Origin of the sequence: Herbiconiux oxytropis (assembly GCF_024979315.1) — a bacterium.
In the GTDB taxonomy this organism is placed as follows: domain Bacteria; phylum Actinomycetota; class Actinomycetes; order Actinomycetales; family Microbacteriaceae; genus Herbiconiux; species Herbiconiux oxytropis.
This window is the reverse complement of sequence record NZ_JANLCK010000003.1, coordinates 409,131-435,020: the sequence shown is the minus strand read 5'-3', so window position 1 is coordinate 435,020 and position 25,890 is coordinate 409,131. Positions and strand designations below refer to the sequence as shown.

Annotated in this window: 26 protein-coding genes; 9 read left to right on the top strand and 17 right to left on the bottom strand. The window is 71.3% G+C overall.

The window, feature by feature from the left end:
- Positions 1-2 precede the first annotated feature (2 nt).
- Both N1028_RS07855 and N1028_RS07850 read right to left on the bottom strand, forming a co-directional pair.
- A complete protein-coding gene (locus N1028_RS07855; RefSeq protein ID WP_259526391.1) occupies positions 3-1,238 on the bottom strand; it encodes an ABC transporter substrate-binding protein in 1,236 nt (411 codons plus the stop codon).
- A gap of 58 nt (positions 1,239-1,296) precedes the next feature.
- Positions 1,297-2,829, bottom strand: a complete 1,533-nt coding sequence (locus N1028_RS07850; protein ID WP_259526390.1) for an ATP-binding cassette domain-containing protein — start codon at positions 2,827-2,829, stop codon at positions 1,297-1,299.
- 106 nt (positions 2,830-2,935) lie between these two features.
- Between N1028_RS07850 and N1028_RS07845 the strand changes: the two genes are divergently transcribed.
- The gene (locus tag N1028_RS07845) at positions 2,936-3,940 is read left to right on the top strand and encodes a LacI family DNA-binding transcriptional regulator (protein ID WP_259526388.1); all 1,005 of its coding nucleotides are present in this window, start codon (positions 2,936-2,938) and stop codon (positions 3,938-3,940) included.
- A gap of 11 nt (positions 3,941-3,951) precedes the next feature.
- On the opposite strand, the gene N1028_RS07840 is transcribed toward N1028_RS07845, so the two are convergent.
- From N1028_RS07840 to N1028_RS07820, 5 genes are all read right to left on the bottom strand, one after another.
- Complete coding sequence (locus N1028_RS07840; protein ID WP_259526387.1) at positions 3,952-4,485, bottom strand: flavin reductase family protein; 534 nt, start codon at positions 4,483-4,485, stop codon at positions 3,952-3,954.
- The gene (locus N1028_RS07835; RefSeq protein ID WP_259526386.1) at positions 4,482-4,772 is read right to left on the bottom strand and encodes an antibiotic biosynthesis monooxygenase family protein; all 291 of its coding nucleotides are present in this window, start codon (positions 4,770-4,772) and stop codon (positions 4,482-4,484) included. Before N1028_RS07835 ends, N1028_RS07840 begins: the two co-directional genes overlap by 4 nt.
- An 8-nt stretch (positions 4,773-4,780) precedes the next feature.
- Positions 4,781-6,007, bottom strand: a complete 1,227-nt coding sequence (locus N1028_RS07830) for an acyl-CoA dehydrogenase family protein (RefSeq protein WP_259526385.1) — start codon at positions 6,005-6,007, stop codon at positions 4,781-4,783.
- 125 nt (positions 6,008-6,132) lie between these two features.
- The gene (locus N1028_RS07825; RefSeq protein WP_259526384.1) at positions 6,133-7,122 is read right to left on the bottom strand and encodes an AraC family transcriptional regulator; all 990 of its coding nucleotides are present in this window, start codon (positions 7,120-7,122) and stop codon (positions 6,133-6,135) included.
- Between the two features lie 105 nt (positions 7,123-7,227).
- Positions 7,228-8,928 carry an endo-1,4-beta-xylanase gene (locus N1028_RS07820; protein ID WP_259526383.1) on the bottom strand — a complete coding sequence of 567 codons (1,701 nt, stop codon included), beginning with the start codon at positions 8,926-8,928 and terminating at the stop codon, positions 7,228-7,230.
- Between the two features lie 80 nt (positions 8,929-9,008).
- Here N1028_RS07820 and N1028_RS07815 point away from each other — a divergent pair, with 80 nt between their 5' ends.
- On the top strand, positions 9,009-9,596 hold the full coding sequence (locus tag N1028_RS07815) for a histidine phosphatase family protein (RefSeq protein ID WP_259526382.1): 588 nt from the start codon (positions 9,009-9,011) through the stop codon (positions 9,594-9,596).
- 35 nt (positions 9,597-9,631) lie between these two features.
- Here the strand turns inward: N1028_RS07815 and N1028_RS07810 are convergent, their stop codons facing one another.
- Together N1028_RS07810 and N1028_RS07805 are read right to left on the bottom strand one after the other, a co-directional pair.
- Entirely contained in the window at positions 9,632-10,672 is a 1,041-nt protein-coding gene (locus N1028_RS07810) for a hemolysin family protein (RefSeq protein ID WP_259526381.1), read from the bottom strand.
- Entirely contained in the window at positions 10,669-12,063 is a 1,395-nt protein-coding gene (locus N1028_RS07805; RefSeq protein WP_259526380.1) for a hemolysin family protein, read from the bottom strand. Before N1028_RS07805 ends, N1028_RS07810 begins: the two co-directional genes overlap by 4 nt.
- A 177-nt stretch (positions 12,064-12,240) precedes the next feature.
- On the opposite strand from N1028_RS07805, the gene N1028_RS07800 reads away from it, so the two are divergent.
- Both N1028_RS07800 and N1028_RS07795 read left to right on the top strand, forming a co-directional pair.
- Positions 12,241-13,656, top strand: a complete 1,416-nt coding sequence (locus N1028_RS07800) for a carboxylesterase family protein (protein ID WP_259526379.1) — start codon at positions 12,241-12,243, stop codon at positions 13,654-13,656.
- Between the two features lie 165 nt (positions 13,657-13,821).
- A complete protein-coding gene (locus N1028_RS07795) occupies positions 13,822-14,790 on the top strand; it encodes a PrsW family intramembrane metalloprotease (protein ID WP_259526378.1) in 969 nt (322 codons plus the stop codon).
- Here the strand turns inward: N1028_RS07795 and N1028_RS07790 are convergent.
- Complete coding sequence (locus N1028_RS07790; protein WP_259526377.1) at positions 14,787-15,140, bottom strand: MmcQ/YjbR family DNA-binding protein; 354 nt, start codon at positions 15,138-15,140, stop codon at positions 14,787-14,789. The two genes, N1028_RS07795 and N1028_RS07790, sit on opposite strands and share 4 nt — an antisense overlap.
- A 112-nt stretch (positions 15,141-15,252) precedes the next feature.
- Complete coding sequence (gene argG, locus N1028_RS07785; RefSeq protein WP_259526376.1) at positions 15,253-16,695, bottom strand: argininosuccinate synthase; 1,443 nt, start codon at positions 16,693-16,695, stop codon at positions 15,253-15,255.
- Positions 16,696-16,856: 161 nt separating this feature from the next.
- Here argG and N1028_RS07780 point away from each other — a divergent pair, with 161 nt between their 5' ends.
- Both N1028_RS07780 and N1028_RS07775 read left to right on the top strand, forming a co-directional pair.
- Positions 16,857-17,087, top strand: coding sequence for a hypothetical protein (locus N1028_RS07780; RefSeq protein WP_259526372.1), 231 nt, complete (start codon positions 16,857-16,859; stop codon positions 17,085-17,087).
- A 57-nt stretch (positions 17,088-17,144) separates the two neighbouring features.
- Positions 17,145-17,687, top strand: coding sequence for a hypothetical protein (locus N1028_RS07775; RefSeq protein WP_259526371.1), 543 nt, complete (start codon positions 17,145-17,147; stop codon positions 17,685-17,687).
- Between the two features lie 25 nt (positions 17,688-17,712).
- Here N1028_RS07775 and N1028_RS07770 read toward each other — a convergent pair whose 3' ends face one another.
- The gene (locus N1028_RS07770) at positions 17,713-18,105 is read right to left on the bottom strand and encodes a PPOX class F420-dependent oxidoreductase (protein WP_259526369.1); all 393 of its coding nucleotides are present in this window, start codon (positions 18,103-18,105) and stop codon (positions 17,713-17,715) included.
- Between the two features lie 100 nt (positions 18,106-18,205).
- Between N1028_RS07770 and N1028_RS07765 the strand changes: the two genes are divergently transcribed.
- The gene (locus tag N1028_RS07765) at positions 18,206-18,940 is read left to right on the top strand and encodes a class I SAM-dependent methyltransferase (RefSeq protein ID WP_259526368.1); all 735 of its coding nucleotides are present in this window, start codon (positions 18,206-18,208) and stop codon (positions 18,938-18,940) included.
- A gap of 144 nt (positions 18,941-19,084) precedes the next feature.
- On the opposite strand, the gene aztD is transcribed toward N1028_RS07765, so the two are convergent.
- From aztD to aztB, 4 genes are all read right to left on the bottom strand, one after another.
- Positions 19,085-20,347: a zinc metallochaperone AztD gene (aztD, locus tag N1028_RS07760; RefSeq protein ID WP_259526367.1), complete on the bottom strand. Its 1,263-nt coding sequence runs from the start codon at positions 20,345-20,347 to the stop codon at positions 19,085-19,087.
- Between the two features lie 23 nt (positions 20,348-20,370).
- The gene (gene aztC, locus N1028_RS07755; protein ID WP_375163443.1) at positions 20,371-21,309 is read right to left on the bottom strand and encodes a zinc ABC transporter substrate-binding protein AztC; all 939 of its coding nucleotides are present in this window, start codon (positions 21,307-21,309) and stop codon (positions 20,371-20,373) included.
- Between the two features lie 101 nt (positions 21,310-21,410).
- Positions 21,411-22,754: an ABC transporter gene (locus N1028_RS07750; RefSeq protein ID WP_259526365.1), complete on the bottom strand. Its 1,344-nt coding sequence runs from the start codon at positions 22,752-22,754 to the stop codon at positions 21,411-21,413.
- A 58-nt stretch (positions 22,755-22,812) separates the two neighbouring features.
- Positions 22,813-23,874 carry a zinc ABC transporter permease AztB gene (gene aztB / locus N1028_RS07745; protein WP_259526364.1) on the bottom strand — a complete coding sequence of 354 codons (1,062 nt, stop codon included), beginning with the start codon at positions 23,872-23,874 and terminating at the stop codon, positions 22,813-22,815.
- A 54-nt stretch (positions 23,875-23,928) separates the two neighbouring features.
- Here aztB and aztA point away from each other — a divergent pair, with 54 nt between their 5' ends.
- Together aztA and N1028_RS07735 are read left to right on the top strand one after the other, a co-directional pair.
- Positions 23,929-24,609, top strand: coding sequence for a zinc ABC transporter ATP-binding protein AztA (gene aztA, locus N1028_RS07740; RefSeq protein ID WP_259526363.1), 681 nt, complete (start codon positions 23,929-23,931; stop codon positions 24,607-24,609).
- A 34-nt stretch (positions 24,610-24,643) separates the two neighbouring features.
- Entirely contained in the window at positions 24,644-25,627 is a 984-nt protein-coding gene (locus tag N1028_RS07735) for an NADP-dependent oxidoreductase (RefSeq protein ID WP_259526361.1), read from the top strand.
- Positions 25,628-25,636: 9 nt separating this feature from the next.
- Here N1028_RS07735 and N1028_RS07730 read toward each other — a convergent pair whose 3' ends face one another.
- Positions 25,637-25,882: a hypothetical protein gene (locus tag N1028_RS07730; RefSeq protein WP_259526360.1), complete on the bottom strand. Its 246-nt coding sequence runs from the start codon at positions 25,880-25,882 to the stop codon at positions 25,637-25,639.
- Positions 25,883-25,890: the final 8 nt, after the last annotated feature.

The window sequence follows — 25,890 nt, the reverse complement described above, 5'->3', positions numbered from 1 at the left end:
GGCTACCGGAGCCCGGGCGTCGGCACGACCAGATCGGCCGCCGCCTCGCCGTCGGCATCGAGCACCATGATCGCGTCGTTGCCGACCCACTGGGTCTGCACCGCGATCGTGGCGGCCGTGTTGTCGTCGCCGAAGGCGATGCGGCCCGCCGGGTAGACGGCATCCGTGGCGCCGATGGCCTCGTTGATCGCCTCGGGATCGGTGCTGCCTGCCGTGGTGATGGCGTCGAGCAGCACCTTGGCGATCGAGTAGCCGTAGACGATGGTGCCGAGGTCGGAGTTCACACCCCCGAGATCGCCCGCGAACTCGTCGATGAACTCGGCCTCCCGGTCGAGGCCCCAACCCTCCGCGAACCAGTTCGCGGCGAGGGTGCCGTCGGCCAGCCCCTCGGTGAGCTCCGGATAGCCGCCCGTGTTGCCGGCCTTCTCGAGGAAGAACAGCTCGGGGTCGTAGCTCTGGGCCTTGAACTCCTTGAGGAGCGCAATGCCGTCCGGGGGTATGACCTGGGAGATGATGATGTCGGCATCGGCGGCCTTCGCCTCGGCGACCTGGCTGGAGAAGTTGGTGTTGCCCACCGGGAACTGGGCCTGGTAGACGAGGTCGTAGCCGAACTCCGCCGCCTTCTCGGCCCAGAGGCCGCCCATGACGATGCCGTCCTCCTCCTGGTCGGTGAAGAGGGCGACCTTCTTGTTGGTCTCGACCAGATCGGCGGCCTGGAACTGCGTGTCGGTCATCTGGTCCTCGTCGAAGAAGACGTCCCAGGCCCAGTTCCACCCGTCGGGGTTGCCACCCTTCCAGGCCTCGATGGGCGTGATCGTGAACAGGGCCGGGATGCCGGCCTGCTCAGCGGCCGCCGACACCGGGATGCTCAGCGGCGGGGTGGCCGGTCCGAGGAGGGCGACCACCTCGTCGTCGAGGATGAGGTCGCGTGCCTGCGAACCAGCGGTGTCGCCCGTCGACGCGTTGTCCTGCACCACGAGCTCGACCTGGCGCTTCGTGCCGTCGATGTCGAGGCCACCGGCCTCGTTCACCTCGTCGACCGCCTTCTGGTAGCCGATCTCGAGCGAGGTGCCGAAGGCCTGGAGGGGGCCGGTGAGCGGCAGGCTGGCTCCGATCTTCACCGGGTCACCTCCTCCTTCTCCTCCGCCCCCGCCGCTGGAGGCGCAACCGGCGAGGATGACGCTCGTCGTCATGACGACTGCCGCCGTCACGGCGAGCCTACTGGTGGTGGATTTCATCTGCGGACTCCTTCGTCGCTTCATGGGTTCCCGGGTCGGGGTGATGGGTTCGTGGGTGTCAGAGGTCGGCGCCGAGATAGGCGAGTCGCAGCGCTTCGTCGGTGAACTCGCCGGGGTCGCCGCGGAAGACCACGCGGCCCTGCCGGAGCACGAGCGCCTCATCGGCCAGGGCGAGCGCGCGGTGCACGTTCTGCTCGATGAGCACGACCGCCGTTCCCCACCCGGCGATCTCGCCGACGGCCTCGAGGAGGCGGTCGACGACGACGGGTGCGAGCCCGAGCGAGAGCTCGTCGAACACGATGACCTTCGGTTCGGAGGCGAGGGCCCGGCCGATGGCGACCATCTGCTGCTCGCCCCCGGAGAGTGCTCCGGCGGCCCGGTCGGACAGCTCGACGAGCTTGGGGAAGAGGGTGCGCACGCGCTCGAGCGAGTCGGCGGCCGATCGGGGGCCGAGACCCAGCTCGAGGTTCTCGCGCACGGTGAGGTCGGCGAAGAGGCGGCGTCCCTCCGGCACCAGCGAGAGCCCCCGCCGCACCCGCTGGAACGAGCCGAGCCGGTCGATGGGTGCGCCCTCCAACGAGATCGTGCCCGACCGGATCGGGATCATGCCGGCGAGCGATTTGGCCAGTGTCGACTTGCCGGCGCCGTTGGCTCCGAGCACGGCGAGCACACGGCCGGCATGCAGCTCGAGATCGACGTCGTGCAGCACCGTCGCCTGCCCGTAGCCGGCGGTGAGCCCGGTCGCGGTGAGCAGCGGCGCCTCCGTCGTGGGGCGCGGCGCGGTGCGCGCGGGCTTCTCGGCCCCGATGCTCTCACCGAGGTAGATCTCGACGACGCGAGGGTCGGCGGCCACCTCGGCCGGCGAGCCCTCGGTGAGCTTCTGCCCCCACTCGAGCACGACGATGCGCTCGGCGAGCTGATGGAACACCTCCTGCACGTGCTCCACGATCACGAGCGTGCGGCCCTCGTCCCGGATCAAGGCGACGAGGGCGATCAGTTCGTCGAGGTCGCGGGTGTTGAGCCCGGCGGCGACCTCGTCGAGGAGCACGAGGGTGGGATCGAGAGCGAGCACTCTCGCCAGTTCGAGCCGCTTCATCTCGAGCAGGCCGAGCTCCCCCGCCGGGCTGTCGGCCTTCGGGGCCATGCCGCTCATCTCGAGCGCCTTCTCGACCAGGTCGCGGCGGCGGGCGCGCGGAGCGGTCTGGGCGGCGACCCGCACGTTCTCCCGCACCGTGAGCTTGCGGAAGGGCTTGGGGATCTGATGGGCGAGTCCGACACCGAGTCGCGCCATGGCAGCGCGGTCGGCCGACCGCATCCGGCGCCCGGCCACGACCAGTTCGCCGCTCGTGGGGCGCTGAGCCCCAGCCAGCAGGGAGAGGAAGGTCGACTTCCCGGCGCCGTTGGGGCCCATGACGCCGACCACCTCGCCCTCGTGCACGTCGAGGTCGATTCCCGATACGGCCGTGACACCGCCGAACGACTTCGTGACCCCGACAGCGTGGATGAGGGACGGGCGTGCACTCGTGGCCGTGTGGGTCGCCCCTCCGCTCTGCTTCGTCTCCATCGACGTGACCTCTCTTCGGTCCTGCATGTCTGCACTCGTGTGCACGTGCACTCGTGTGCACAATAATGGTGATGGAACCCGCGCTTGTCAAGCCGAGTTCGGAAGCGGCGGCGATCCGCGAGAGGATGGGCAGATGAGCGAGAGCGACGGCCGCGTAGCCACCCCGCGCACGGCGACGCAGCGCGACGTCGCTCGCCTGGCGCACGTCGACCGCGCGACGGTCTCGCGGGCACTGGACCCCGACCGACGCCACCTGCTCACGCCGGAGACCGTGCGCCGTGTGCTCGAGGCCGCCGACGCCCTGCACTACCGGCCGAACACGCTGGCCCAGGGGCTTCGGCGCCAGCGCTCCAACATCGTCAGCCTCTCCGTCCCCCGTGCTCTCCGCGAGCAGAGCTCCGACTTCATCGAGGGCGTCGAAGACAGGCTCGGCCGGGCCGGCGTGGCCCTCGTGGTGAACTTCGGCGACGACGGGCGGCTCCTCAGGGCCTCGAACGGGCTGCTCGACGGCTCGATCGTGCTCGTTCCGGATGCGCGGACGCTCGACCGCGCATCGTTCGCCCACCCGGCCGTCGCCGTCGGCTTCGAGCACGAGCAGGGCCTCGACGTCGTCATCGACCAGGCCCACGGTGTCGCGCGCGCCGTCGACCACCTGCACCGCCTAGGCCACCGGCGTCTGGCGCTTCTGGCCGAGCCGCCGTCGACTCCGCTCGGGCAGCGCTTCCGCGAGGACTTCGCCGCGGCCGTCGATCGACTGCCGGGCGAGGTCACGGCCCTGTACGCCACCTTCATCCCCAAGCGGCCGTCGTCGGCCCCCGAGGCCTGCCAGGGCCTCCTGACCCGGCCCGACCGTCCCACGGCCATCTTCGTGACCGACGGCGGCGCGGCCGCCGGGTGCTACGGCGCGGCCCGCATGACGGGGTTCCGCGTGCCCCACGACGTCTCGATCATCGGCTACGGCGACCCGGCCGCCGCCCCGTACCTGGTGCCGCCGCTCACGACCATCTCCGCGCCCACGCGGCTCGCGGGACGCCGAGCGGCAGAGCTCCTGCTCGCGGCCATCGACGGCGACTCCTCCATGACGGTCTCCCTCGAACCCCACCTCCTGCAGCGAGGCTCGACGGCCGAGCACCTCTGACTCGGCCGCCCTCAGTCTCCAAGGAGAGAGCGCTCACCGATCGCATGCCACGTCCGGTCGTGGTAGACGAGCGGGTCAGGTCGGGCCCCCTTACCGCTCTCACCGGGAATCGAGGGGCCGACGGCATTCACCTGCACCACGACCAGTGAAGAGCCGCCCAGAGGAAGCAGACTGGCGACCGAACCCCGCAGCCACCTCGCCGACGGGAGATAGGGTTCACCGGTCGGCAGCCGACTCCACGACGAGCGATCGGCGAAGCGGTCGACGCCGCTCGTCGAGAAGAGCTTCGCGAGCCCGAGGTGCTCGGAATCCAGCAGATGGACGACCACGGATTCGGCCCGTGCGATCGCGGGCGCGCTCGAGGAGGAGGACACGACCGAGAACACGAGGAGCGGCGGCTCGATGCTGAGTGAGGCGACCGAGGTCGCGGTGAACCCGACCGGACCTCCGCCCACGTCGGCGGTCACCACCGCGACACCGGCCGGGTGGGCTCGGAACGCCTCCCGGAAGGCCTGAGCGACTCCGGCGCCCTCGCCCTCGCTCACGACGCCGCCTCGACGTGGACGACGACCGGAGTTTCGGCGAAGAGGGAGCCGATGAGGTCGTGCAGCTCGGTCGCGGCCGGGCTCGCGGCGAACGTCTCGAGGTGGTCGGAGAGGGAGGCCCAGCCCACCGTCAGCAGGTACTGACCCGGCCGGTCCAGGGTCGGCCGGATCTCGGCCGACGCGCATCCGGGGGAACGGAGCAGGATCGAGCAGGCAGCGGAGATCCGGTTCTCGAACACCGGGACGTCGGCGGGGGCGATGGCGATGATCGCATGCTCGTGGATCACGGCTGCCCCTAGATGTCCATCGTGAGGGCGTCGTCGGCGCCGAGCAGCACTCGGCCGTAGACCTCCTTGCCCACCTCGGGGGTGACGTAGGCGTGACGGCCCGCGATCTCGGCGTCGCGCCAGATCCGGCTGAGCACGTTGGCCTCGGCGAACGACCCGGCTCCATTGGCGGTGAGGAGCAGGTCGAGGCCGTCCTTGACGAGTTCGGCGACCACACCGGTGTCGTTCCGGATCTGTGCCCGTTCCGTGCGGGTCGGCAGTTCTCGCAGGATGGCGCGGTGATCGATGAGGTCGGCGGCCTCGCCGGCCAGCAGCTCGGCAAGGCGGAACTTCGTCGCCGCCGCTGCCACACCGAACTGGTGTGCAGGCGAGTTCTTCGCCTCGGTGTACCTCGTGTAGGCGACAGACTTGCCTGGCAGCTTCACCAGCGTGAGTTCGAGAGCGTGGCGGGCCAGTCCCAGCTGGGGAGCGATGAGCACGAGAGCGGCGACCGGGATGAACGCCATGTTCGAGTTGCGCTCCTCGGCCTGGTGCGGGGTGAGGTACTGCGCCTCGCGCATGTCCTGGAACCGCTGCACCCGGTGGTCGGGCACGAACTGGTCGACGAGCACGATCGTGTCGCTGCCGGATCCTTTCATGCCGGTCACGAACCAGGTCCGCTCGATCGTGAACTGGTCTCGTGAGAACAGGGCCAGAGCGCGCGGGTCCTCCCCCTCGGGCACTGCCATGGCGATGCCGAGAGCGGCCCAATCGGCGGCGAACGACCCGGAGGAGTACGGCCAGCGCCCGCTCACCAGGTAGCCGCCGTCGACCCGCGTCATGGTGCTGCCCGGAGTGAAGATGCCGGCGACCTTCGAGCGCGGGTTCGTTCCGAAGACCTCATCCTGGGCCTCTGCGGAGAAGGTCGTGGCGAACCACGTGCAGACGTTCAGGAGAGACGCCGCCCAGGCGGTCGATCCATCGCCCTTGGCGAGCTCGGCCAGCACCTCCATCGACGTGCGCATCGAGGCTTCATGGCCTCCGTAGCGGTGGGGCACGAACAGACTCAGCAGCTCGGCCTCGTCGAGGGCCGCCATGACGGCCGGTGCGACGAAGCCCTGCTCGGAGGTCTCGGCGGCGTGCTCGCGGATGAGAGGGATGAGCGCCGTGGCACGTGCCACGAGCTCGGTGTCGAAGTGGGGGCGCAGGTGGTCGAACTGGTCGCCGGTGCGTTCCGTGGTGTCGTAGATCGTCATCGATGTGGACCCTTCTGGCCGTCGTCGGCCGGAGCTGATGACCCCACGATAGGAACGACGGGCGCAGCCGGTTCAGCCGGATTGCGACCTGATTCGGCCGTATTCCGCAGCGCACACCCCGCGACTCACTCGGGTTCGGGACCGTGTGCCGCTCTCCGCGCGTCGGCGGGGTTCACCCCGAACTCCCGGCGGTAGAGCGCGGCGAAACGAGCGTGGTTGCTGAACCCCCACCGGTGCATGACTGTGGTGACCGTCTCGTCGCGGTGCGGGTCACGCAGGTCCTCGCCGGCTCGACGCAGCCGCACGAGCGTCTGGTAGGCCAGCGGCGACGAACCGACGTGCTCCTTGAAGGCCTGCTCGAGGCGACGCACCCCCACCCCGGCATGCTGCGCGAGGTCACCCGCGGTGAAGAGCCGTTCCGGAGAGGACTCGATCAGATCGACGACCCGTCGCACCGTTCGCGGGAGGAGCTTCGCGCCGGGCTCCGCGAGCTCCTCGGAGAAGCTGTTGCGAGAGGCGAACAGCAGCTCGCCGACCAGGGCACGCTCGAGGTGATCGAGCACGGCGGGCGGAGTAGGTCCGGTCGCGGCCGATTCGACGAGGAGACCGAGCGTCTGCTGCCATCGCCTTCCCGCCGTCGAGGCGAGATCGAGGGCCATCGAGAAGTCGAGCGGTCTGCCGACGGGGCGGCCGAGAGCCACGGCCAGTTCCTCCTCGACCATCCGCTTGTCGAGCTTGATGCACAACTGGGCGGCGTCGTCGCTCCAGAACGGCAATCGCGTGCGCCCGTTCGGCGTGAAGATGGCCGCCGTTCCCGGTGCCACGAGCACGGACTGCGAGCCGCAGACCGACCCGATCGCACCGGCGACGGCGACGTTGACGTGGTAGGAGTCGATCCGCCCCGGGTCGACGAGCGCCTGATGGCCGAATCGGACGAATCCGATCGTGCTGCGGTGGAGGGGAACCGCGTTCAACCTCGCGTTGTGCAGGCGAGGGCGCTCCCCCACGACGTCGACGAGGGCCGGGTAGTAGGCGGCGTTCAGCTTCTCCCGGAACCGGTCGAGGTCACCTTCAGGTGCGGAGGGGAGAATGCTCTCCTGGTCACTGAACCGCATCGGCCTCCCTCATCGTCAGACCCGGCAGCGTGCACCCACCCTAGGGTCCGCCGCATGAATGGGACAGCCGGAAAACGAAGCGGGCTTGCGCCGAGTTCTCGCCCGTCATCCTCGGCTGAGCCTCCTGAGCGCGTCGTACGCGGGCGTCGGCTCTCCGTCGGCGAACAGGAGGTCGTGGCCCTGCCGCAGCTCGCCGTCGTCGTCGATCCACCAGTCGAACCGGTCGTCCACCCCCCAGGTCGTGTAGGAGACGCAGGCCTCCGAGCGGAGGCAGGCCGCGAGGACCGTGGCGTACTGCTCAGCCTGGGCGGCCCGACCCTCGCTGTCCGTGACGTCGTTCTCGGAGATTCGAACGACCAGGCCGGCGTCCTCGAAGCTGTCGAACGTCGTCGCGAGGTCGTCGGCCGAGATGGCGTCGGTGTCGAGGTGGTAGACGTGAGCCTGAAGACCCACGCCGTCGATGTGTCCGCCCTGCTCGTTCGTGTCGAGAGCGAGCCGGAGCAGGGCGTCCTGACGGGGTCCCAGCACGTCGGCGCCGTTCTCGTTGATGAACTGCCTGATCTCCGGATCGGCATCGTGAACCGCCTGGGAGACGACCACCGGATACGCCGGCCCGAAGACACGGTGCCAGATGTTCTCCTGCAGGCGGGTTCCCTGGTCGACGTCGAACGGTTCGTTGACGACGTCGAGCGAATCGAGCCGACCCCTGAAGTGCGTGACGACGGTGGTCACGTAGTTGAGCAGCACCTGGCCGCTGGCCTCGCGCTCCTGCTCGGTGTCGGCGGGGAGTTCCCGCATCCAGCGGGGCATCGCCTCCGTGAAGGCGATGGTGTGGCCGTGCACGGCCATGCCCTTGCTCTCCGCGACGTCGAGGAGGGCATCGGCCTCCTCGAAGGTGTACTCGCCCTGCCGTGGGGCGAGCGCCTGCGGCTTCATCGCGTTCTCCGGGGTGAGGGCGCCGAAGTCACCGACGACGGTGTTCGCGTAGTCCGTGTCCGAGACGAGCGGACCGAGTGCCACCGCCGCGCCGATCAGGAAGCCAGGGCGAGCGCGGGCAGCGAGAGCCTGCAGACCATCCGGAGAGCGTTCCGCGTCAGCCGCGGCGGAACCCGCGGTGGCCAGGTGAGCGCCGCCCGGGGCTTCGGCGGTGAGGGAACCGACTGTGAAGGACCCGTCCTCGCTCGACAACCCCAACCACAGCTCGCCAGAGCCGAAGACGTCGCCGAAGGGCAGGGAGACCACCGTTCGGTCACCGCTGACGACCTCGAGCTGGTCGCCGGAACGGCTCACGACGAGCTCCGCGTGGGGGTCGGGGACCGTGACGCTCACGTCCTGCACGGGCTGAGGGGCAATCGCATCCTGCGGGAGGGAGCCGTCGAAGATCGTGATCCGGAGTTCGTCGCCGCGGAGCGTGAGCGTCAATCCCGCAGGCTCGATCCGGAATTCGTCGGCGATCACCGGCGGGCTGTCGTAGACGGCCAGGGAGGCATCGGCGGTCAGATCCGTCAACGACGCACGAAGCGAGAAGTCCTCGTCGGCCACCAGATGCGTTCCCGCGAGGTTCACCGGCGGATTCGACCGGCCTCCCTCACCGTCCTGCTCGACGATGCTCCTGCCCGTCGCAGCCACCCGCAGACCATCCCCGTCGGCGACGACCCCCGCCACGTGCCGCCAGTCCTGCTGCAGCATGTCGATGACGGTGCGCCGCTCGGATGGCGGGTCCGCCGGGCTGCAGCCCGAGAGGGCGAGGAGCAGGCCGGCGCTCGCCACGCCCACGACGCGCAGGTATCCGAGAGGGTGGCCCATGAGAAGAACGTAGCAAGACTCGAAAACGATCGTGCGGGGCTCCCGCCCCTTCACCTCCGCGCCTCGGGCAGACTGGACGGGTGACTTCGACGCCCCTCCGCCTGCACCTCGTCCGCCACGGCCAGACCGTGCTCAACTCGGAGGACAAGGTGCAGGGCTGGGACGACTCGTCCCTCACCGAGCCCGGGCTCGAGGGGGTGCGGACGACCGCGGAGAGGCTCCGCGACGTCGAGTTCCAGGCGGCCTACGTGTCGCCGTCGGGGCGCACGGTGGCCACGGCCACGGAGATCCTGCAGCACCACCCGATGGTGCGGATGACGCTCGACGAGCGGCTCAAGGAGCTGCACTTCGGCGAGTTCGAGTCGCGGCCGAACGCCGACCTGCTCGCGGTGGGCGATGTGCGCGAGATCTTCACGGGCATCGTCGGCGGCACGTTCGCGGGCTTCGCCGGGGGTGAGCACGCCCGCGACTACGTCGAGCGCATCGAGGCCGCCTTCGACGACATCGTGGCCGCCCATCCCGAGGGCGACGTGCTCGTGGTGAGCCACGGCGTGACGCTGTTCACCTACCTCACGCGCGCCGCCGCCTATGCCGGGGCCCCGCTCGAGAACGCGAGTGTCACGGTTCTCGAGCGCGGCTCCGACGGCTGGGTGCGGTTCGCCGAGTAGGCGCCGAGGTCAGCGGCTCGGCACAGGCGCTCGGGTCAGGCGCTCGTGGCGTCCTGCACCTCGCCCACGAGCTCCTCGATGATGTCCTCGAGGAAGAGCACGCCCGTCACCGCCCCCTCGGGGGTGAGTGAGCGGGCCACGTGGTCGCCGCGGCGGCGCATGAGCGCCAGGGCGTCCTCGAGGTCGGCGTCGTGCGGCACCGAGCCGAGGCGGCGGATGCGCTTCGCGGGCACGGCCTCGTCGAAGGCGCCGTCGGCCGTGAGGTCCATCACGTCCTTCAGGTGCAGGTAGCCCGTGGGCTCGCCATCGCCGTTCGTGAGGATGTAGCGGGAGAACCCGTGCTCGGCGACCGCGCGCTGGATGTCGCGCGGCGTCGAATCCGGCGCCAGCAGCACCATCTCGGCCACCGGCACCTCGACGTCACGCACCTTCTTCGAGGTGAACTCGAACGCCGCACTGAGGGTGCCCGAGGTGTCGGTGAGCATGCCCTCACGCGTGGACTGCTGCACGATCGACGCCACCTCCTCGAGCGTGTAGGTGCTCGTGGCCTCGTCTTTCGGCGTCACCCCGACGGCGCGCAGGATGAGGTTCGCGAGCCCGTTGAGCGACCAGATCACCGGGCGCACGATCTTCGAGACGAGCACGAGCGGTGGTGCGAGCAGCAGCGCCGCGCGATCCGGCACCGAGAAGCTGAGGTTCTTCGGCACCATCTCGCCGAACACCACGTGCAGGAAGGTCACGAGCACGAGCGCGATCACGAACGCGACGCCGCCGATGAGCTCGGAGCTGAGCGGCGTGAGCGCGAGCGGGTACTCGAGCAGGTGGTGGATGGCGGGCTCGGAGACGTTGAGGATGACAAGGGAGCACACCGTGATGCCGAGCTGGCTCGTGGCGAGCATGAGAGTGGCGTGCTCCATGGCCCAGAGCGTGGTCTTCGCGGCCTTGCTGCCGGCCTCGGCGCGCGGTTCGATCTGCGAGCGGCGGGCCGAGATCACGGCGAACTCGGCGCCCACGAAGAAGGCGTTGACCACGAGCAGGATCACGAGCCAGACGATGCCGGGAACGATGTCGCTCATACGTTCTCCTTCTTCCTGGTCGTCGATCCGGTGGTCGTCGATCCCGTCATGGTCGATCCGGTGCCGACATCGGTCGTCATGCGCTCCGCGAAGATGCCGTCGTCGTCGGGCAGGTAGCGGAGCCGCTCGAGGCGCACCCCGTCGACCCGCTCCACCCGGAGCATCCCGCCATCGATCGCTACCTCGTCACCGAGCTCGGGCAGGCGGTCGAGCTCGTCGATGACGTACCCGGCCACCGTCTCGTAGTCGCCGTCCTCCGGCACGGTCACGCCCGTGCGCTCGAGCAGCTCGTCGGGGCGGAGGCTCGCATCGAACGTGATGGAGCGGCCGGTGCGCACGATGTCGGCGTGCAGGCGGTCGTGCTCGTCCTCCAGCTCTCCCACGAGCTCCTCCACGAGGTCTTCGAGGGTCACGATCCCGGCGGTGCCGCCGTGCTCGTCGGTGGCGATGGCGATCTGGTAGCCGCCCTGCCGGAGCAGCGGCAGCAGCGTGTCGATGCCCATCGACTCCGGCACCCACACCGGCTCCACCATGAACTGCTCCACGGCCGTGCTCTCACGCTCGTCGAGGTCGACCGCGAAGGCCTGCTTCACGTGCACGACGCCCACGATCTCGTCGACGCTCTCGCCGATCACCGGAAAGCGGGAGTACCCCGTCTGCTGGGCCCTCGCGATCACGTCGCCCGCCGTCTCGTGCGGCTTGAGGCTCGACATGCGCACCCGCGGCGTCATCACGTCGGCCGCCGAGCGCTCGGAGAACCGCAGGGTGCGGCCGAGCAGGGTGGCGTGGTCGGAGTCGAGCATGCCCTCGAGGGCCGAGCGGCGCACGAGCGAGCTGAGCTCCTCGGCCGAGCGGGCGCCCGAGAGCTCCTCCTTCGGCTCGATGCCCATGGCCCGGATGAGGGCATTGGCGGTGTTGTTGAACAGCAGGATGACGGGCTTGAAGACCGTGGTGAACAGCGTCTGGAACGGCACCACGACCTTGGCGGTCGCCAGCGGCAGGGCGAGCGCGAAGTTCTTGGGCACGAGCTCGCCGATGACCATCGAGAACAGGGTGGCGAGCAGGATGCCGATGACGGCTCCGACACCCGGCACGACGGCCGCGGGCACGCCGGCGCCGGTGAGCGGGCCGGCGAGCAGCGAGCTGATGGCGGGCTCGAAGGTGTAGCCGGTGAGAAGCGTCGTCAGCGTGATGCCGAGCTGGGCGCCCGACAGGTGCGTCGACGTGATCTTCAGCGCCTTGATGGTGGGACCGAGCCGCTTCTCGCCGCGCTCCTGGCGCTGCTCGAGCTCGTGCCGGTCGAGGTTGACGAGCGAGAACTCGCTCGCCACGAAGAGCCCGGTGCCGATCGTGAGCACGAGGCCCACTCCGAGCATGATCAGCTCATACATGGGGCAGCCCCCTGAGAGTGATCACGTGGTGCGACTGCGTCAGCAGCCGGCCGTGGTCGATGTCTGCAAGGGGCGTGGGCCTGTGATGGGGAGGGTCGTCCATGGTTCGGATCAGCCTAGGGCATCTGTCTGTGAGGGATCCCTGGGAGCGGCGCGGCCGTGCGGGAGGATGGTCGGATGACCGGCCCCGTCTCCCGCCCCCCGCGCGTCACTCCCCCGAGCTTCTCTCCGCCCTGCGGGCCGGTGCGCGGGCGGGTGGATGGCGAGGTCGTGCGGGTGTCCGGCATCCGCTACGCCGTCGCACGGCGCTTCGCCGCGCCCGTCGCGCTGCCCGACCGGCCCGCCGGATCCGCGCCGCTCGAGGCGGTGCAGCCGGCGCCCGCGTGCCCGCAGGGGCCCGTGCCCTTCCTCGACGAGGTGCTCGGCACGCGATCCGGAGAGCTCGCGGCCGACGAGGACTGCCTGCGGCTCTCGCTCACCCTGCCGGCTGAGGTCGGGGCCGGTGAGCGGCTGCCCGTGATGGTGTGGATCCACGGCGGCTCGTACGTCTCGGGCGCCGGGGATCTCGCGATCATGGACCCGAAGGCACTCGTGGCCGAGCAGCGGGTGATCGTGGTGTCGGTGACCTACCGGCTCGGGCTCTTCGGGTATCTGGGGCTTCCCGCGGGGGCCGGATCGGCGGGCCAGGGGACGGCGGGCCAGGTGCCCGCCCGGCCTGCGAACCTGGGGCTGCTCGACCAGCTCGCGGCACTGCGCTGGGTGCAGCGGAACATCGCGGCGTTCGGCGGCGACGCCTCGAACGTGACCGCCTTCGGGCAGTCGGCGGGAGGCGACGCGGTGGCCCACCTCATGGCCACCGGCGAGGCGGCTGCGCTCTTCCGGCGCGCCATCATCCAGAGCGCACCACTCGGCATCTCCCGGGGGCGCGAGCGCATGACGGCCGCCCTGGCCGAGGCGGCGCGCTCCGCCGGCGCGGACGACTGGGCCGCGATGAGCGCCGAGGAGATCGTGGCGCGCGAGCCGTCGGTCGCGGCAGCAGGCCGGCCGTTCGGGCTGCGCGGAGGCATGCCGTTCGGCACCCAGTACGGGCACGATCCGCTGCCCGCCGAGAGTTCGATCGAGGCCGCCTGGGATCGGGTGGCCCCCTCGATCGACGTCATGATCGGGCACAGCGCCGAGGAGGCGCGGCTGTTCGTGGCGCGGGTGCCGGCCATCTCGCGGCTGGCGGCGCTGCCCGTGGTGGGCACGGGCATCCGGCGGCTGCTCGTGGCCGTGGCCACCAGGGCCGTCTACTCCCGTGCGGCGGCGCGCTTCGCCCGGCGGCACGTGCGCGCGGGCGGTTCGGCCCGGCACTACGTGATCGATTGGGCGGCCCCCGGCAACCCCTACGGCTCGGCGCATACGATCGACCTGCCGCTGCTGTTCGGCGACGAAGCCACCTGGCGGCGGGCCGCACTCGTGGCGGGTGCCTCGTGGCCCGAGCTGCACGCGCAGGGGCGGCGGGTGCGGGCGCTCTGGGCGGCCTTCGCGCGCGGCGACGCGCTGCCCCGGCGGGGGCGACTGCCGGGGGCGCTGCGGCACCGGGCCGTCTGAGCGGAGCCCGCCTGAGCAAGCGGGTCGCTCTTCGGGCACGGGGAATCCCGTGGGCGAGGGGCGCGAAGTGGCGCCGAGGTGTAGTCGGATGGCACTCTGCTCGCGGGGAATCACGAGCTGGGCCGCGAGTGCGCACGGCGATGCCCCGCCGAAGGAGGACACGCCGTGAGCACCGGTCCCGATCAGAGCCCGAAGCGCGGGCACCACCGCACGAAGCCGCACAAGCCGATCCGGCGCACCCACACCGTGCTCGTGCTGGCCCTCGGTATCGCGGTATGGCTGTTCATCGGGCTCGTGCCGCTGCACCTCATGCACAACCTCGCCATGGCGCCCGCGTGGTTCGTCATCGGTGCCGCGTTCATCCCGCTCACCCTGCTCTGGATCATGGTGCACCGGCTCACCCCGCTCGACACCCTCACCCCAGAGAAGATCGTGCAGACGGCGGCGATCGGCGGCCTGCTCGCCTTCACGCTCGGTGGCACCCTCGACTCGCTCGTCACGCTCATCCCGCAGGAGGTCGTGGGCGGCGAGGGGGTCACCTCCCTCGCGCTCGCCGGCATCGTCGAGGAGTTCGCCAAGGCGGTGCTCATCGTCGCCGTCGGCTGGAAGGTCGCGAAGACCACGCGCAACGGCCTGTTCCTCGGCGGCGCGATCGGCATCGGCTTCGCCGTTCTCGAGACCACTTACTACATCTGGGAGGCGTTCGGCACGGGTGCCCCCTCTCCGCTCGTCGCCGCGGCCGACGTCGCGCTGAAGCGCGGGCTGCTCTCCCCGCTCATGCACCCGCTGTGGAGCGCCCTGCTCGGCGCGGCGATCTTCCACGCCGCGTCGAGGACCGGCCGCTACCGCCTGACGTTCGGCGTGATCGGCGCCTACCTCGGCGTGGCGCTGCTGCACGGCCTCTGGGATTCGGCCGGGTCCCTCGTCGAGATCGCCACCGGCAGCGCCGTCGCAGGTGCGCTCGCCACCTGGGGCTCCCTGATCGTCGTGGGACTCGTCGGGGGGTTCGTCTGGCGGCACGTGGCCAGGCGGTCGCGCGCCGCGCTGGAGGCCACCGCCGTGGATCCCGGCTCCGCGCCGGCCTCGGCGACGGGCTCGGGGTCGCCTGCCGCCGAGGCGCCCGCCGCGGTTTAGGGGCGCTTCGCGCGCGGGAGGCCGGCGACCACGAGGTCGTAGGAGTTCACGATGAGGTCCTCCACGAGGGCCGCGTCGGTGCGCTCGTCGAAGAGCACCGAGATCCAGTGCCGCTTGTTCATGTGGTAGCCGCGGGTGATCCAGGGATGGTCGCGCACGAGGGCGTCGATGTAGGCGGGCTGCGCCTTGAGGGTCACACCCTCGTCGTCGCTGTCGAGATCCCAGAGCGCGAACACCTTGCCCACCACCTTGAACACGGCGGTCTCGGGGCCGAACGGCCGCTCATCCGTGGTGGCGGGCAGGCCGGAGCACACCTCGAGCACCCGCTCCCGCGTCATCCGCCCACTCATGCCCCCACGCTACCGCCCACCCCGGACAGCGCTCTGTCGAGCCGTCACATTCCACACCAAAAGTGCTCAGGATGTGTGGAAAGTGACGGCTCGGCAGAACCTGGGTGGAGGGCTAGTCGGTGCCCGCGTCGAAGGCCGCACCCTCGGAGGCGAGGTCGGTGGCGCGCTCGAGGGCGTCGGCGTCAGCACTGTGCGGGGCCGTGCTGCCGAGGATCTCGTTCGCCGCGCCCTCCTCGAGGGTGCCGACGAGCTCTGCCGTGGCGCCGCCGATGATGCCGGCCGCCGCATACTGCTCGAGGCGCGAACGGGAGTCGGCGATGTCGAGGTTGCGCATGGTGAGCTGCCCGATCCGGTCACCGGGGCCGAAGGCGGCGTCGCCCACCCGCTCCATCGAGAGCTTGTCGGGGTGGTAGCTGAGCGCGGGCCCGCGGGTGTCGAGGATCGTGTAGTCGTCGCCGCGGCGAAGGCGCAGCACGACCTCGCCCGTGACTGCGGAGCCGACCCAGCGCTGGATGGACTCGCGCAGCATGAGCGACTGCGGGTCGAGCCAGCGGCCCTCGTACATGAGGCGGCCGAGGCGGCGGCCCTCGGTGTGGTAGTTCGCCACCGTGTCCTCGTTGTGGATGGCGTTCAGCAGGCGCTCGTAGGCGATGTGCAGCAGCGCCATGCCAGGGGCCTCGTAGATGCCGCGGCTCTTGGCCTCGATGATGCGGTTCTCGATCTGGTCCGAGACGCCGAGGCCATGGCGGCCGCCGATGGCGTTGGCCTCGAGCACGAGTGCCACGGCATCCGGGAACTCGGTGCCGTTGATGGCCACCGGGCGGCCCGCCTCGAAGCGCACCGAGACCTCTTCGGTGGCGATCTCGACGTCGTCGCGCCAGGCCGCGACGCCCATGATCGGCTCCACGATGTCGAGCCCGGCGTCGAGCTCCTCGAGGCGCTTGGCCTCGTGGGTGGCGCCCCAGATGTTGGCGTCGGTGGAGTAGGCCTTCTCGGTGGAGTCGCGATAGGGGAAGCCGCGCGCCACGAGCCACTCGCTCATCTCGGTGCGGCCGCCGAGCTCGCCCACGAACTCCGCGTCGAGCCACGGCTTGTAGACGCGCAGGCGCGGGTTGGCGAGCAGGCCGTAGCGGTAGAAGCGCTCGATGTCGTTGCCCTTGTAGGTGGATCCGTCGCCCCAGATGTCGACGCCGTCCTCCTTCATGGCGCGCACGAGCATCGTGCCCGTGACGGCGCGGCCGAGGGGCGTGGTGTTGAAGTAGGTCTTGCCGCCCGAGCGGATGTGGAAGGCACCGCACTGGAGCGCCACGAGGCCCTCCTCCACGAGCGCGCTCTTCGCGTCGACGAGACGGGCGATCTCGGCCCCGTACTCGAGCGCACGGGCGGGCACGGTGTCGATCTCGGGCTCGTCGTACTGGCCGATGTCGGCCGTGTAGGTGCAGGGCACGGCGCCCTTCTCGCGCATCCAGGCGACGGCGCAGGAGGTGTCGAGACCGCCCGAGAATGCGATGCCGACGCGCTCGCCGACAGGAAGGGAACTGAGAACCTTGGACATACGAAAACTGTAGCGCGCGCGAGGGGGGCCTCTTCGCGGTGTCGTGTCACCGTCTTCCGGCGAAACACTGTGACCGCTCGCAGGCAACGTTCGTCACACTGCTGGCCGCCGTTCACCTTCCGGCCGTACGTTCGGCTGACAGATCGAAAAGGATGTGAACCATGGCACTCGACTCCACCGCCTGGACCCGCGACCTCCTCTCCCGGCGTCGCGCCCTGCACTCGGCCATCGACGGGCTCGCCCGCCGGCACCCCGCCGACGCCGCGCGCGCCCGGCTCGAGGTCTACACGATCACGCATCGCTTCTCGACGGGCGCGATCGACCGCGCCTCGGTCGAGGAGTCGTTCGCCGCGCTCGAGCACACCCTCGTCGAGGTCGCCCGCGCCGCCTGAGCCGTTCGGGCCCGGTCGGCCTAGGCGACGAAGGCCGAGGAGCCTAGGCTGGCGGGCATGGCGACCGAGTTCCTGCGCGACGGAGTGTTCCTGCTGGCGTGGTTCGGGCTCATGACCTGTGTATGGCTGGGGTGGGCGCAGGAGGATCCGCCCAGGCGCGCGCAGCTGTGGCTCGGCATCGGCAGCGGGCTCGGCATCGTCGCCGCGGTGGGCGGGGGCCTGCTGGTGTGGCGCACGTGGAGCACTCCGTCGGGGCTCGAGGGGCAGTACGCCGTCTTCGGCATCATCGTCGGCATCGAGGTCGTGGCCGCCGGGCTCGCGTGCTTCGTGCTCTGGCGAAGGGGCCGCTCGAAGTGGTTCGCGCTGGCCGTGGGGCTCGTCGTGGCGCTGCACTTCGTGCCGCTCGGCATCCTGCTCGACGACCCGGCGCTCGTGGTGCTCGGGCTCGTGCAGGCCGTGCTCGTGATCGTGGCCGGCCGGGTGGCGCAGAACCGCCGCGTGGCCCCGAGCTTCGCCGTGGGCGTGACGATGGGGGTGACGCTGCTGCTCTCGGCGGCGGTCGCCGCGGCGCGGTGGGTGCCCGAGGCGCTCAGCGCCTGATGCGCCCTGCCCGCCGGGGTGGGCCCTACTGCGAGGTCGTCTTCTCGATGCTCATGACGAGCACCACGCGGTCGGCCGAGTCGGGCGGCGGCGCCTGGTCGGGGTCGCCGTAGCGCTTGCCGAGCACCACGTAGAAGGCGCCCGTGGGATCGGGCTCGACCGCGATCAGCCTGCCGCGCACTTCGAGGTAGCGGAACGGGTTCTCCGGGTCGATGACCGAGAGGCTCATCGCCGGGTTCTGCTGCAGGTTCCGGAACTTGGCGCGCTTCGTGGTGTGGGTGAAGCGGAGGGTGTCGCCCTCGCGCAGGAACCACATCGGGTTGACCTGCACCGTGCCGTCGGGACGCACCGTTCCGAGGTGGCCGTAGTTGGGCTGCTCGAGCAGCTCCGCGTAGTCGGCCGGGATCGCATCGCTCATGACCTCATCCAACCACGACACCCCCGCCCGCCACGATGCCCGGATTGCCGATCCGGCACGTGTCTTTGCAGCCGCACCGCGCATCCGGCAGTGTGATGCCATGAGCCACGATCACGCAGCCCACGATCACGACGCCCACGATCATGTCACCCACGGGCACGACGGCCACGACGACGGCGCCCGCGGCCAGGTCGTGCCGGCGGACGCCTCCGCATTCTGGGAGTCCCGCTACGGCGAGCGCTCCCGCATCTGGAGCGGCAACGCCAACCGGGCCCTGATCGACACGGTCGCCGACCTGAAACCGGGCACTGCCCTCGATCTCGGCAGCGGCGAAGGCGGCGACTCGCTCTGGCTCGCCGAGCAGGGCTGGCGCGTGACGGGCATCGACATCTCGCCCACCGCCCTCGCCCGGGGTGCCGACGAAGCGGATGCGCGGGGCATCCCGGCCGACCGCATCACCTGGCAGCACCACGACCTGGTCGACTGGCATCCGGGTGCCGACGAGCGCTACGACCTCGTCTCGGCCTGCTTCCTGCACGCGCCCGTCGAGGTCGCGTTCCCGCGGGAGGACGTGCTGCGCCGGGCGGCCGGCACGGTCGCCACGGGCGGGCACCTCCTCGTGGTGGGGCACGCCGGCATCCCGCCGTGGGCCACGGAGCACCACCACGACGACACCGAGCTGCCCACCAACGCGCAGGTGCTCGACGCGCTCGCCCTCGACCCGGCCGCGTGGACGACCGTCGTCGACGAGAACCGCCCCCGTCGCGCCACGGCCCCCGATGGCACCGTCGTCGACATCCACGACGCCGTCCTCCTCCTCCGCCGCACGGCCTGAGCCCCGCCGCCGCCGTCGTTGACGCTGATGGTGTTGGGAACGACGAACGTCGCGGCATCCGAGGCCATATACGGCTCGGATGCCACGACGTGTGCACTTCTGAACGCGAACCGCCGTGGCGGGCCGCGGCTGGGGCCCCGCGGGTCAGCCCGCCGCCACCGCCAGCTCCACGGGAGGCGCGGTGAGGGTGCCGGTGGCCGTGACCTCGCCGGTCGCGATGTCGACCGCGTGCACCGAGTCGGTGGGGGGGTCGGTGACGTAGGCGGTGCCGTCGTTCACGGTGAGCGCGGGGTGGGCGTCCTGCCACTCGGCCGGGCCCTCCCACGGGTCGATCACGGGGAACGACTCGGTGATCTCCCCGGTCGCCGGGTCGAGCACGTGCAGCGATCCGTCGGTGGCGAGGATGAGGGCCTCGCCGTCGGGACCGCGAGCCACGTCGCGGAACGTGTACTCCACGCCGTCCGGGAGCTCGACGACCTCGAGGGTCTGCGCCTCCGTGTCGATGAGCGCGACCTTCGAGAGCAGGTAGCCCTCGGCATCCGGGTCGTTCTTGTAGTCGCCCACCACGAGGGGGCTCGTCTCCGAGACGTAGGCGTTGCCCATGCGGCCGTAGGCATCCGGAGCCGTGAGCTTCACGATCTCGCCGTCGTGGTAGAGCAGCGCGCCGTCCTCGCAGCCGAAGACGACGGCCTCGTCGGCGGCCGTGCCCTCGCCGTGCACGCCGGGGCACTGGTCGCTCACGGCCACCTCGGCGCGGTCGGCGTCGAGCACCCGGATGCCCGAGCGGCCCTCCGAGTCGCCGATCGTGGTGAGCATGGTGCCGTCTTCGAGCACGACCGAGACGCCGTGGTGCGCATCCGGAGCCCCGACGACCTCGGCCTCGGGCAGTTCGCCGTCGGCCGTGAGCAGGTCGGCGGTCTCGAAGATCGTGGTGTCGCTCGTGCCGTCGGCGTAGAGCACGGTCTTGCCGCCATGGCGCACCACATGACCGGCGGCCTCGGCCTCGACCACGAGGTCGGTGAGCTCGGGCTCGGCGGTCTCGGAGGTGCCGCCCGCCGTCCAGGTGCCGGCGTCGAGCAGCTGGAAGCCCTCGGAGGTGGTGACGAACACGTGGCGGCCGTCGCCCGCGGCATTCACGCGGGTGAACTCCTCGGTGCTGAACTCGGCGAGGGTGTCGAGGGTCGTGCCGTCGAGCACGGCGATGCCGCCGGTGTAGCTCACGGCGAGGCGGGGCTGGGGGCTGCCGGCGCTCGGGCCGGCGGTGCTGCTGCCCGTGCTCGTGCTCGTGCCGCTGCCGTCTGTGCCGGTGCCGGCCGTCGAGTTCGCGCTGCAGGCGGTGAGCAGCAGAGCGGATGCCGTGAGCAGGGCCGCAGGGGCGGCGAGGCGGTGCAGGGTTCTCTTCTTCATCTCTTCCTTCAGGGTGCTGGGCCTCACGGGGAGAGCCCGGTGGCGATGCGCTCGGTGTTGAGCCGCATCATGGTCAGGTAGGTGGCGGCGCCCTCGCCCGGAGCGGTGAGCGACTCGGTGACGAGCTCGACCACGGCCACGTCGCGATCCGCCTCGTCGGCGAGCACCTGCACGAGCCGGTCGGGCTGCGACGACTCGGCGAAGATCGTGGGCACGCCCGCCTCGTCGATGGCGGCGACGAGCTCGCGGAGGTCCGAGGCGCTGGGCGCCGCGAGCGTGGTGCCGCCCGGGACGACGGCGCCCACCACTCGGAAGCCGAAGCGGTCGGCGAGGTAGCCGAACACGTGGTGGTTGGTGACGAGGGCGCGGCGCTCGGGCGGAATGGCGGCGAACGCCTCGGTCATGTCGGCGTCGAGGGCGGCGATCTCGTCGAGGTAGGCGGTGGTGTTGGCCTGCACCTCTGCCCGCGCCGTGTCGTCGAGGCCGTCGAGCTCCGCCAGGTGGGCGCCCAGGACCTCGACGACGTCGGTCATGCGGGCGGGGTCGGTCCAGAAGTGGGGGTCGGCCACGCCGGCGGCCTCGGTGCCGTCGGCGTAGGCGATCACCTCCAGGTGGTCGCCGGCCTCGAAGACCTCGACCCCGTCGGCTGCGGCCGACTCCACGTGGCGCTCGAGGCCCTCCTCGAGCCCGAGACCGTTCGCCACCACGAGCGCAGCCTCCCGGAGCTGCGCGCCCTCGCTCGCGCTCACCTCGAACGAGTGCGGATCGGAACCCGGCGGCATGAGCGTGAGAACCTCGGCGCGATCGCCCGCGAGCTCGGCCACGACGTCGCCGAGGATGTTCGTGGTCACGACCACGAGCGGGCGGCCACCGCCCGATCCTGCGCCCGCCGCGGTGCCGCTGCAGGCCGCGAGCGAGAGGGTGAGGGCTACGGCGGAGGTGATCGCTGCGAGCGTGCGGATGCGAGCACGGGTGCGGGCATGTTCGCGGCTTTCGGCGCGGGCACGGGTGCGGGTGCTGGTGCGGGTGCTGGTGCGGGTGCCGCGGCCGGCGCGCTGCCGACTCATCGGCCCGTCTCCGCGAGGTGCAGCGGGGCGCTGGGGGTGTCGAAGGTGCGGGAGACGCGGGCCGAGTCGGCGAAGTCGATCTCGAACAGACGATGCTCGGCGGGGGCGTTGAGGTAGGCGCGCTGCTGGTCGGCGACCAGTTCGACGCCGGCGAGGAGCGACGGATCGGCGAGCGCCAGGCTCTCGGTCAACAGCGGTTCGGTGGCCGCGAGGGTCGCCCCGGTCCGGGCGCTCAGCACGAGCACGCGGCCGTCGGCGGCGAGGGCGAGCACGTGGCCGTCGGCGTCGTCGACCGCGGTGGCCTGCAGGAGCGGGACCCCCGCATCCAGCAGCTGCCAGCTGCGCTCACGGGTGTCGAGCAACCAGAGGCGGGTGGTGCCCGCGTCTCCCGCGAGGGCGGCGACCGTGGGGCGGCCCTCGCGGTTGCGGAAGTCGGCGGCCGGAGCCGCATCCGCCCCTGCAGCCGCCCCCGCAGGGTACGCGATCATCTCGAGCGACGGGGCATCCGAGTCACCGGTTCCGCCGGCCGTGGCGAGCGCCGCGCCCTCGTCGCAGCCCACGGCCACGCCCACGACGGTCTCGATCGCATCGCGGGCGTTCGTGCACACGATGGAGTCGAGCTCGGTCCCGCCGCTCTCCACCAGGGTGAGCCGGGTCGATCCGGTCTCGGTGCTCTCGCGCGCGACAGACTCGGCCGCATCCGTTCGGGTCACGAGCGCACCGGTCCCCACTCCCGCGATGAGACCCGCGTGCGGCTCGACCTCGAGGCGGAGGCGCTCAGCGAGGTCGCCGTCGGCGAGACCGGCGGTGTCGAGCAGGACCGCCTCCCCCGACGTCGGCGAGAAGAGTCCGGTGGTGGCGCCGCCGGTGGAGACGGTGGCCGGAGCGGTGCCCGCGAGATCCACCTGGCCGAGCAGGGCGGAGGCGCCGCGGTAGTAGTGGAAGTGGTCGATGTGGCTCCAGGTCCAGAACCCGCTGTCGACCACGGCCACCGAGGCCCCGCCGGCCAGACCCGCGAACACGAAGCGGCCGTCGGTGGCGATCCCGGTGACGTCGCCGACCTCGCCGACCTGCTCGACCGACTCGTCGAGCAGGTCGAGCTGATCGACCGCGCCCTCCGGGTCGAGCGTGAGGAGGTGCAGCGGCGGTTCCGCCACCTCCTGCGCTCCGGCCACGGCGCCGTGGCCGTCGCCGACGACCTCGCCGGCGTCTGGGGAGGTGCGGGAGGGGTCGGAGGCGACCTCCGCGGACGGTGCATCGTTCGCACAGGCACTGAGCACGATCCCGGCGGCTAGCAGAGATGCGGTGACGGCGGCGGTGGAGGTGGGGCGGAGGAGCACGATCGGTTCGACTCGACTTTCGTGGTGCGGGCGGTGGGATGGTGGCTCGGGGTGGCGATCACCCGCGGCGATGTGGCGCCGGCGGCCGGTCGAACGGATCGAGCGGCGCGCGTGAGTGAACGGCGTTCAGATCCGCACGTCTGCACGCTTCCGATCCCGTAGAGGGCTCGGTGCTCGGCATGAGTGCGCTTTCGAACGGCACAGCGGCGCTGGCGGCGGCGCCGACTGACGCATCGGCGGCGGGGTGCGGCGCCCTCCCGCGGCGTTCCGCATCGGCGGCGGCGCGCGGACCGCGCACACGGCGCGTCGCGTCGACGGCAGCACGCGCGAGCCCCGAGACCGCAGCGGCCGCCACCGCCGCCGCCGCGATCGTGGCACCAGCCGCCGTGCCGGCGTGCCAGGAGACCACGAGGCCCACGACCACGCACGCCGCGCCGATCGCCGCCGCGAGCAGCATGATGGCCGGGATGCGTCGTGCCCACCGGCCCGCCGCCACCGCCGGGCCGAGCAGCATGCCCACGACCAGCAGCGACCCGACGGCCTGATACGCGGCGACCACCGCGATCGTCACGAGCCCCACGAGCACGACCTGCGCCAGCCGGGGCCGCAGCCCCAGCAGCTCGGCCTGCCGCGGGTCGAGCGTGAGTGCCACGAACGCGCGGTGGAAGACGAACGCGAGCGCCCCCGCCACGATCACCGCTCCGGCCAGCACCGCGAGATCCCCGGTGCCGATGGCGAGCACGTCGCCGAACAGGATGGCGGTCGCGTCGGTGGCGAAGCTCCTCGAGGCCGACACGATGATGACGCCCACCGAGAGGCTCGCCACGAACAGCAGCCCGATGCTCGTGTCGGCCGAGAGCCGGCCGCGGCGCTGCAGCATCCCCACCCCGACCGCCATCGCCGCAGCGCTGATCGCACCGCCGGCGAGCACGGGCAACCCCAGGATCGTCGCGAGCGCGACGCCCGGCAGCAGCCCGTGCGCCATCGCTTCGCCGAGGAACGCCATGCCCCGCACGACCACCCAGGTTCCGACGAGTGCGCAGAGCACCGCCACGAGCACACCGCCAGCGAGGGCCCGGCGCATGAACTCGGGCTCGAACGCCTCGATCAGGGAAGTCATGAACGCCACGGTACACGATATTGAGAATCGTTATCATCTAGTACAGTGCCGAAGGTGACCCCGTTTCCCGTCCTCCGGCTGCACTCCGTCGGCTACAGCTACCCGGCCGCCGCCGCCACCGCCGCACAGGCTCTCGTGCCGCTCGACCTCGAGATCCATCCCGGCGAGATCCTGGCCCTGACCGGCCCGAACGGCAGCGGCAAGTCCACTCTGCTCGCCCTCCTGGCCGGCCTCATCCGCCCCACCCGGGGGCGCATCGAGCGGATCGGCCGACCGGGCGTCGCCCTCGTCGCGCAGAGCACGCCCGTGCCCGACTCCCTCCCCATCACGGCGGGCGAGGTGGCCGCGATGGGGCGCTGGAAGCACGCCGGCCTCTGGCGGCGGCTCTCCCCCGCCGACAGGCTCATCGTGGCCGAGAGCCTCGAGACGGTCGGCCTCGCGGCCCTCCGGGCCAGGCCCGTGCAGGAGCTCTCGGGCGGCCAGCGGCAGCGCGCCTTCGTGGCGCAGGGCCTCGCCAGACAGGCACCCGTCCTCCTGCTCGACGAGCCGATGACCGCGCTCGACACCGATTCCCGCGCGGCCGTGGTGCGCGCCCTCACCGGTGCCGCACGGGCCGGCACCGCCGTGGTGCTCGTCACGCACGATCCGGCCGATGCAGCCGTGGCCGACCGGATCGTGCGATTGCCCACCCCGGATCGCACACCGGGTCTGGACGCCGCGCCCCGCACTGCTTAGCCTGAGCAGAGATCGGGAAGTCGAGGTGGTCGCGGTGAAGAAGCCGAGCGAGACAGACGTCATCGAGTACGACCGAGCGGGAGACTCCGAGGTGCTCGAGCTCCGTCGGCGCCCGCTCCCGCCGCCCGGCGCGGGCGAGGTCACGGTCGAGGTGATCGCCGCGGGCATCAGCCACATCGACGGCTTCATCCGGAGCGGCCGGGAGACCAGCTGGGCCGATGAGCCGTTCCCCCGCGGAACGGGCAGCTGCTTCGCCGGAATCGTGGTCGACTCCGCCGAATCGGCGCTGCCCCGCGGCACCGAGGTCGTCGGGCACCTGCGATCAGGAGCCCACGCGACCTACCTCACCGTGCCCGCAGCCGCCCTCGTGAAGAAGCCCAGACGGGTCACCTGGGAGACCGCGGGCGGGCTCTACCTCGCCGGGGTCACCGCCCTCGACACGCTCGACGACCTCCGGATCGGCGCGGGCGACACCGTCGTCATCTCCGCGGCGGCGGGCGGGGTCGGCAGCATCGAGGCCCAGATCGCACGCCACCGGGGCGCCACCGTCATCGGCACCTGCGGTGAGCGCAACTTCGACTACCTGCGCCAGATCGGCATCATCCCGGTGAAGTACGGCCCGGGCATCGCCGACCGCATCCGCGAGGCTGCTCGCGGCGGCGTGACCGCCTTCATCGACAACTTCGGCCAGGACGGCCTCGAGCTGGCCGAGGAGCTCGGCGTGCCGGCCTCGCGCTACCGCTCGAGCGCCGACCGCCGTGACACCGAGCTGCGGCTGCTGCAGGACGACGCCGAATCCGTCGAGCACGGCACGCGCCAGCTCGAGGCGGTGCTCGCCCTCGCCGAGACGCAGGCCTTCACGCTGCTCATCTCCGGGCTCTATCCGCTCGCCGAGACGGCGCGGGCCTACGCCGATCTCGATCGGCTGCACTCCCGGGGCAAGGTCGTGCTGGTCACGCATCCGGTCTCGGCGAGCCGTCACCTCAAGGCGCGCGACGTGGCCGACGCGCGGGCCTGAGCGCGGCGGCTAGAACGCGTTGGCGGCGTTCGGGAGGTACGACCCGTAGCCCGCGCGGGGCGGCGGCTGCCGGTGCCAGGCGAGCAGCTGGGGTTCGTACCCGGCGGTGCGGCCGCCCAGGATGAACGCCCACACGTACGGGAAGAGGATCCCGAGCACGAGGAACCCGGTGTCCTTCCGGAACGCCAGCCCCGTGCGCCACATGCCGATGTAGAGGAACACGCACAGCGCCATCAGGGCGAATCCCATCACCACCCAGATCG